Genomic DNA, 6,125 nt, shown 5'->3' with positions numbered 1-6,125 from the left:
CGACCTGGAAGACCTTGGAGAACCCGCCACCGGCAGCGGCCAGCCGGAAACCCACCCTGCCCAAAACCGGAAACCCGCCCCGAAAACAATCACACCGCGTGACCAGAGATCACGCGGTGGATCGAGGTTGATGTCCGCGTCGGATGGAGGGGTCTTAGCGTTCTCGATTCTGGACGACTTCGACTCGGACCAGCCGCACCTGACAGCCAGCTCCCGCCCGCTGATCCCCGCATCCTTCCGGATCTCGCGCAGACGCCCTGCGAGGCCTTCGCGGGCCGTCTGCACGCTGGAAGAGGGGTGTGGGGGCATGGAGCCGGCCTTCGTCAGATCTCGTACAGGTGGTGCGGGATCGCTCGCTCCCAGACCGCCTCGAAGGCGTGGGAGCACAGCTTCACGGCTTCCGGGTCGGCCGTGATCTCGTCCTCCACCACCACGCCGTCACCCGAGAAGTGGTGCACTCGGAGAAGCGCACCATCGAACAGCCAGAAGTCATTCCCTGGCAGGGGGACGCTCGTGGCCCGTCGCCGTGGCAGCCACCGGACCTCCTCGCCAGCAGTGACGTTGGCGTGGGTGACGTAGTGCTCCCAGCGGATGTATTCCGATACGGGCTCGGAGACCACCCGGGCCCGGCGGATCGCCACGCCCCGGGCCACGGTATCCGTGATCAGCTGGTCATAGGAGTGCCACCAGGATTCGCGGTCTTCCCAATTGATCCGCTCACCCCGCTTCCACGCCTCGAACCGGTCCGTCGGGGCGTAGGAGTCGCGCAGCTCCAAGTGGACGGCGGAGCGCTCGCACTGTCCAAGCAGCTCAGCGAAGCTGGGCACGCTCGACGGCATCACATGCCTCCCTGATCATCGGAATCATCCGGGCCGGAATCCTGACGATGGCTTCGCTGTCGGGTACCGGACCGTTCGCGGGGCTGCTCCCCTCGCACTCCGCCTGAGTCTTGGCGCTCGGCTTCCATCCCTGCAACAAGATCTCCTGAGCTTCCGCGTCCGCCCACACAGTGGGGCAGTGGTCCCGGTCAGTGTTGGGGTCGATACCGACGAACTCTACGGCCATGGCTGGCTCCCTGGTCTAGGTGCTTGCTCGGGCTTGCATGAGCTTGGCTGAGCAGCAGAGACAGCGTCAATAGTGCTACCAGCCAAGCAAATTGCCGTGCAAGCCCATGCAAGTTTGTGGAGCCCGCGACTGCTCACTTCCTAGGGTCCTTGCATCGACCTCGGAAGCGATCGGGAGGGCACGACGTGGTGAAGACGGAACCCACGCGGTGGCAGGAAGAGCCGGTGACGCTGCCTACGCGGAAGGAACGTCCCGCACCCCGGCCGGTGGCAGGTTGCCCCGAGTGCGCGCGGCTGGGCCAGCTCCGGAAGGCCGCTGCGATGGAGCGGGACAACAGCACGATCGTTGACTGCAACATCCTGCTGCGGATGCACGGGACGGGCCACTGATGGAAATGCAGACGTGGCGGGACTCCTGGAGCCGGGCCGACAACGCTTCGGAGTCCATACGCGCGGCTCTGGCCGCCCTCGGCGTTTCTGAGGCCGTGTGGAACAGCCTTCGGCCGACGGTGACCCACAACGGAGGGGCCTACGTGGACTTCGGCAAGCTCCCGGCCGATGTCGTTGAGCAGATCGCCGAAGCTCTTCGCCTGCCCGCAACTCCCCTCTGACTCCCGCCCTTGCGGGGGCGGGCTCTCGGCCAAGACACGTACTGAGAGGAGGTGCAGAGATGACCGACCCCGGAGAGAAGGACGGCGGCGAGCAGTTCCCGCCCCCGCCCGCCGCGTAACCAGTCCCCAACCGTCGAGAGAGAGGGAATCTCACTGTGACAACCATGCTGGAATCTCCCGTCGCCTTACGGCACGGGCGGGACCTCGTCAGTCCCGAGCTGTTCGAGAAGGTGTCGGAGTTCTGCGCGGAGGAGTACGGGCACGAGCTGTCCACCGCACGCCGGATCGTGGACCAGGCCCTTGCCTTCCTCAAGGTCATGGGTGACACCCGCGCGTTCGACATGACCCCGTCTGACGCCGTAGACCCCGGCTGGCACTCGTTCGTGCTCCACACGCAGGCGTACGCCGCCTGGTGCGAGGAACAGTTCGGGTTCTTCCTCGGACACGAGCCCAAGGCCACTGTCCGGACCCGGCCGCTGATCGGTTCCGTGGTGGACCGGGTCAGGGCCGCCGGGTTCCACGTCGATGACCGGCTGTGGGGCGCGGCGAAGGAGTGCAACCCGCCCGCGTGCTGCGGTGACGGCGACGGCTGCTGATCCACTCTCACTGAACGGAAGCCGTCCGGGCGTGGCTAAGGCGCCCGGACGGCCACAGCCAAGGGTTCCAAAGATGAGCAGCAATGACGAGGGCCTGACCGGACGAAGTCGGGTCACGGTGTTCGCGATGTTCGGTGCGGTCTTCGGCTACGCCACCCACCACCTTGACGACCGGCGGATCGGAGAGGTGGCCATCATCGGCCCCCTGAGCCCAGGCGTCGAATGGCCCCGGCTCTGGCAGATGGCCCGCACTTGCGGCAGGCCCGCCGCCAAGGACGCCGAACTTGCACAGTGGATTCTGATCCAGGCAACCCGCTCGTTCGTCTGCGGCAGCGACCGCATCGCCCAGTTCCAAGACCAGGGCTGGAAGTTGGAGCCCGGCGGGAAGCGCGTCAGCTTCGAAACCACCTACGCCAGCCGAGATCACCTGTGGACCGGCAACCTGACCGTGGACGGCCTCAGCCCTGACCAGGTAGCCGAGCGCCCTTCGCTCTACCGAGCGTAGCTCGGTGGCCTTGCTCCCCGAACGGACCATTCCCGAACTGCCCTGCCCACCCGCATAGTCGAAGCAACGAAAGAAGCCCCGGCCGGTTGGTCGGGGCTTCATTGGTTTGGTTGATGGTTCAGAGCAGCGCGCGGAACGGGTTGGAACCGGAAACCGGAGCGGCAGGCCGCTGCACCGGCACGTCCCCTGGAACGGGCTTCGGGGTCGGGCGGTAAGCGTCCATCTGGACGACCGTGGCGCTCTTCGGCTCGTCACGCTCCGCGCTGGCCGGCTGAGGGGTTGGAGCCTGGTGCGGCTGCTCTGTGTGAACGGGAGTGTCACCGCGGAGCGTGAAAACGGTGGCCGGCCGACCAGTCTTCCCCGACCGTTCCACGGTGACGACGATTCCGGGCAGTGCCTTGACCTCTTCGGCGGTCGCCCCCACGTAAGGGAGGACCTGGGAGGAAGTGGCCCGTCCGCCGTTCATCTCGATTCGAGCCCGCACCTTGTCTGCAAGGCCGAGCGGCTGCCGCTTCGCCCTCGGAGCGTCGGCCCCCTTGGTGATCCGTACCGCGTCCTGGACGGAACGGCGTACCAGGGCGAAGGCGGCCGACAGGATCTCTTCCGTGACGGTCTCGGAGCACTCGGACGCGGCGAGGCACGCCGCGACCCTGAGCGTCTGCTCTGCGGTCCGTTCGATGAACACCGCCTGCCCTTCGGGGAGCGTCTCCCCGAGGATGCGGGCGTAGCGCCTTACGATCCGCCACAGGGGCCGGGCGTCCTCGGAGAGGGTGATCACGCGGGGTCGGGCGGTGGCCCATCCGTAAGCGTCGGACAGTTCCCGCCCGTCCACCTTGGGCAGGCTCACGCGGTCGTCGTCCAGCATCGGAACCGCCCCCAGCAGGAAGGGCAGGATGCGGTTGTACGAGCCTCCGGCTGCTTCCGATTCGCCTACGTACTTGGCCCAGTCGGACGGAGTGATGTGGGAGTGAAGAACCATGGCGGGATCGCGGATTTCCTGGGCCTCTTCCTTGGTGGTGTTGCGCAGAGTTGCCCCGTCCCAGGCAGCGCGGAGCTTGGTGGTGAAGGACGGGTCACGCTTGACTCGCTTCAGGACCTCCGTCCATTCCTCTTCCACCACCAGGGCCCGGACGTCCCGACCCCGTTCGGTTTCCGTGGTCGCTTCCTGCTGCTCCCACAGGTGGTTGACCAGACTCGCGCCGGAGGTGATCCCGGAGGTGGTGTGCGTGGCGAGGAACCGGCCCAAGGAGGGGTCCAGGACGTGAAGCGCTGCCCGGAGCGCGGTCCCCTTCCCCCGCCCGGTCCCGGCCACCAGAGCGGACCACAGCAGAACGGGGCGGACGCTGCCCCGGGAGGAGACCTTGACGGTTCCACCGATGGCGGCCGACCACATCGACAGGGCCGCCACGTATACCCCGAGCGCGTCAGCTTCGAGAAAGGGGGCGATCTTGCGGACGGCTTGGCCGATCGGACCGTACAGAACGGGGGTGCTCATGCTGCTGTCGCTTCCTGAGAGTTGGTTCGGTTGAGAGGGGCGACGGACCGCCAGCGGCCCCCGTCTTTGGTCTGGGCGTTGGGTTCCCTGGTGGTCTTACGCAGAAGGGGAAGCACGTCGCCCCCGTCCGCCGGAATGATCACGGCGGTACAGCGGGTCACCTTGTCCATCGGGACGTGTCGCCTCATGGTGGCCAGCGTGGTGGGATCGTTGCTCACGATCCCCGTACGCTGCCTGCCCGTGGGTGTGGTCCAGGTGACCCAGGAACCGGGCGTGCAGTCGCCCTTGGATGGCTTCGACTCGGCCCCGTACGCCTTGGCGCTCTTCCACAAGCTCAGGTCACGGGGGCCGCAGTCAGCGGCCGTCACCGTGGGCGCGGCACTCAGGCCGCTGCCGCTTTTCCCTGGACGGGCTCCCGGTGGGCCAGTTCAAAGGCGTGGCGTACGTTCATCGGGACACGACCCTGGACGGGGAGGTTCGGCCAACCGTTCTGCCTTGCCCAGACCCGGATCACGCGGTTGCGCTCCCGAGTGCTCATCTCGGAACGGTCCACCTTGGCAGGCTCAGGAAGCGGGTCACCACCGACCAACTCCCCAGCGCAGACAGCTTCCTTGAAGCGGTCCGGAGCCCGGACATCCATGCAGGGGATGGCACGCTCGGACGCGTCTCGCAGCTTCGACCCGTTGCGCTCCCCGCCCTCTCCCAGGATGAGCAGGACCGTGCTGTCATCGGCGCGGCCAACGACCTCGTAGCCCAGGTTCCGCACCGCTTCCCGCGCGGTCTCCCAGTCATAGCCCGGGACCTCACCAGCCACCATCACGGACCGCACGGGGACAGACTCGTTCGCATCCTCGCCCCCGTCCTCGGCTTCACACTCCGCCACAACGGGCGACGGCTCACCCACGGGCTCAGGTTCGACACCAGCACCCTCAGGCGCCCCCAGGGCATCCACGAGGTACAGACCGAAGGTCTCGGCGTGAGACCCGCACAGGTCCCACTCACGGACTCCCAGAGTCAGCGTGTCCGTGGCCTCTTGCTCGCTCCCATCCTTCGCGAGGTGGGCGTCACAAAGCGTCTTGAGAACGGGAACGAGCACAGTCTTACGCACGTCGGCATCCTTTGATTCGGGATCTGTAAGGCACGAAGTCAACCGGCCGGAGCATCGCTCTTACGGCTGCCGCACTCCTCGGTGCGACGTGATCAACATTGCCGATTCCGTATCTCAGGACAGTAACTAACAGGTAACGAAAACATAACTCTAATTCCATGAATACGGGGGTAATGCCTTCGTTATTTGGAATAGGACCCACCGGGGGTGCGTTCCTTCCGTCGTTTGTTTGTCAATCAATATCGGGGTCATTCTCATTCGGTTCCGTGCATTCGAAGCATGTTTCCGTGTCGTGGCGCCGACCGTCGCCCCACGGCTCCGCCGCCCCGCCTGTGGCCAGCCACGCGACGTGAAGACACCAGTTCAGCCGGTGTTTTGCCCCGTCGCCCTGGTCGCGGCTGCCGCCTGACTCCGACACATGCTGAGCCCTGCGACGGGCGAGCTTCTTACTCATCGCCGATCACCCACCCCAGCGCCCGCATTCCCTCCGGGGTGAGTCCCAGAGCCTTCGTCAGGTGCCGGTATTCCATGAGCTGCGTACTCGATGCAGTTCCGGCGAGAATCGCGGACCAATGGACGACGACCGTTGCCACGATCCCAGCCGTGGCGTCGTCCCACTGGGGTAACTGTTTAGGGGTTTCCGCTGGTTGTGGGCAGCATCCATGGCCGTCCGGCGAAGAGGTCGCGTAGGGCGGTGAGGGGGTTGATGCCGTGTTTGCGGACGGTGGAGATGTAGGAGCGGATCC

General features: G+C 66.2%; 7 protein-coding genes and 1 pseudogene. 3 read left to right on the top strand and 5 right to left on the bottom strand.

Going from position 1 to position 6,125, the window contains the following annotated elements; genetic code table 11:
• Positions 1 to 129 precede the first annotated feature (129 nt).
• From OTB19_RS41165 to OTB19_RS41155, 3 genes and pseudogenes are all read right to left on the bottom strand, one after another.
• Positions 130 to 309: pseudogene (locus OTB19_RS41165) on the bottom strand (helix-turn-helix domain-containing protein); the annotation flags it as partial.
• A gap of 14 nt (positions 310 to 323) precedes the next feature.
• Positions 324 to 839: a DUF6879 family protein gene (locus tag OTB19_RS41160; RefSeq protein WP_267803986.1), complete on the bottom strand. Its 516-nt coding sequence runs from the start codon at positions 837 to 839 to the stop codon at positions 324 to 326.
• Positions 811 to 1,065 carry a hypothetical protein gene (locus OTB19_RS41155; protein ID WP_267803985.1) on the bottom strand — a complete coding sequence of 85 codons (255 nt, stop codon included), beginning with the start codon at positions 1,063 to 1,065 and terminating at the stop codon, positions 811 to 813. Before OTB19_RS41155 ends, OTB19_RS41160 begins: the two co-directional genes overlap by 29 nt.
• 388 nt (positions 1,066 to 1,453) lie before the next feature.
• Here OTB19_RS41155 and OTB19_RS41150 point away from each other — a divergent pair, with 388 nt between their 5' ends.
• The 3 genes from OTB19_RS41150 (at position 1,454) to OTB19_RS41140 (ending at position 2,776) form a co-directional block, all read left to right on the top strand.
• A complete protein-coding gene (locus OTB19_RS41150) occupies positions 1,454 to 1,675 on the top strand; it encodes a hypothetical protein (protein WP_267803984.1) in 222 nt (73 codons plus the stop codon).
• Positions 1,676 to 1,839: 164 nt separating this feature from the next.
• Positions 1,840 to 2,271, top strand: coding sequence for a hypothetical protein (locus OTB19_RS41145; protein ID WP_267803983.1), 432 nt, complete (start codon positions 1,840 to 1,842; stop codon positions 2,269 to 2,271).
• A 73-nt stretch (positions 2,272 to 2,344) separates the two neighbouring features.
• Positions 2,345 to 2,776 (top strand): hypothetical protein, encoded by a 432-nt coding sequence (locus OTB19_RS41140; RefSeq protein ID WP_267803982.1) that lies wholly within the window; start codon positions 2,345 to 2,347, stop codon positions 2,774 to 2,776.
• Between the two features lie 118 nt (positions 2,777 to 2,894).
• Here OTB19_RS41140 and OTB19_RS41135 read toward each other — a convergent pair whose 3' ends face one another.
• Positions 2,895 to 4,271, bottom strand: a complete 1,377-nt coding sequence (locus tag OTB19_RS41135; protein WP_267803981.1) for a DUF3987 domain-containing protein — start codon at positions 4,269 to 4,271, stop codon at positions 2,895 to 2,897.
• A gap of 382 nt (positions 4,272 to 4,653) precedes the next feature.
• Entirely contained in the window at positions 4,654 to 5,379 is a 726-nt protein-coding gene (locus tag OTB19_RS41130) for a hypothetical protein (RefSeq protein ID WP_267803980.1), read from the bottom strand.
• Positions 5,380 to 6,125: the final 746 nt, after the last annotated feature.

This window comes from Streptomyces sp. H27-H5 (assembly GCF_026627505.1).
Taxonomy (GTDB): Bacteria; Actinomycetota; Actinomycetes; order Streptomycetales; family Streptomycetaceae; genus Streptomyces.
The sequence above is the reverse complement of the archived record's forward strand: the minus strand, read 5'-3'. Positions and strand labels throughout refer to the sequence as shown.

Excerpts from the sequence above, each read along its gene's own strand:
- OTB19_RS41160 (WP_267803986.1), bottom strand. The coding sequence starts at position 839 with ATGCCGTCGAGCGTGCCCAGCTTCGCTGAGCTGCTTGGACAGTGCGAG.
- OTB19_RS41155 (WP_267803985.1), bottom strand. The coding sequence starts at position 1,065 with ATGGCCGTAGAGTTCGTCGGTATCGACCCCAACACTGACCGGGACCAC.
- OTB19_RS41150 (WP_267803984.1), top strand. The coding sequence starts at position 1,454 with ATGGAAATGCAGACGTGGCGGGACTCCTGGAGCCGGGCCGACAACGCT.
- OTB19_RS41145 (WP_267803983.1), top strand. The coding sequence starts at position 1,840 with ATGCTGGAATCTCCCGTCGCCTTACGGCACGGGCGGGACCTCGTCAGT.
- OTB19_RS41140 (WP_267803982.1), top strand. The coding sequence starts at position 2,345 with ATGAGCAGCAATGACGAGGGCCTGACCGGACGAAGTCGGGTCACGGTG.
- OTB19_RS41135 (WP_267803981.1), bottom strand. The coding sequence starts at position 4,271 with ATGAGCACCCCCGTTCTGTACGGTCCGATCGGCCAAGCCGTCCGCAAG.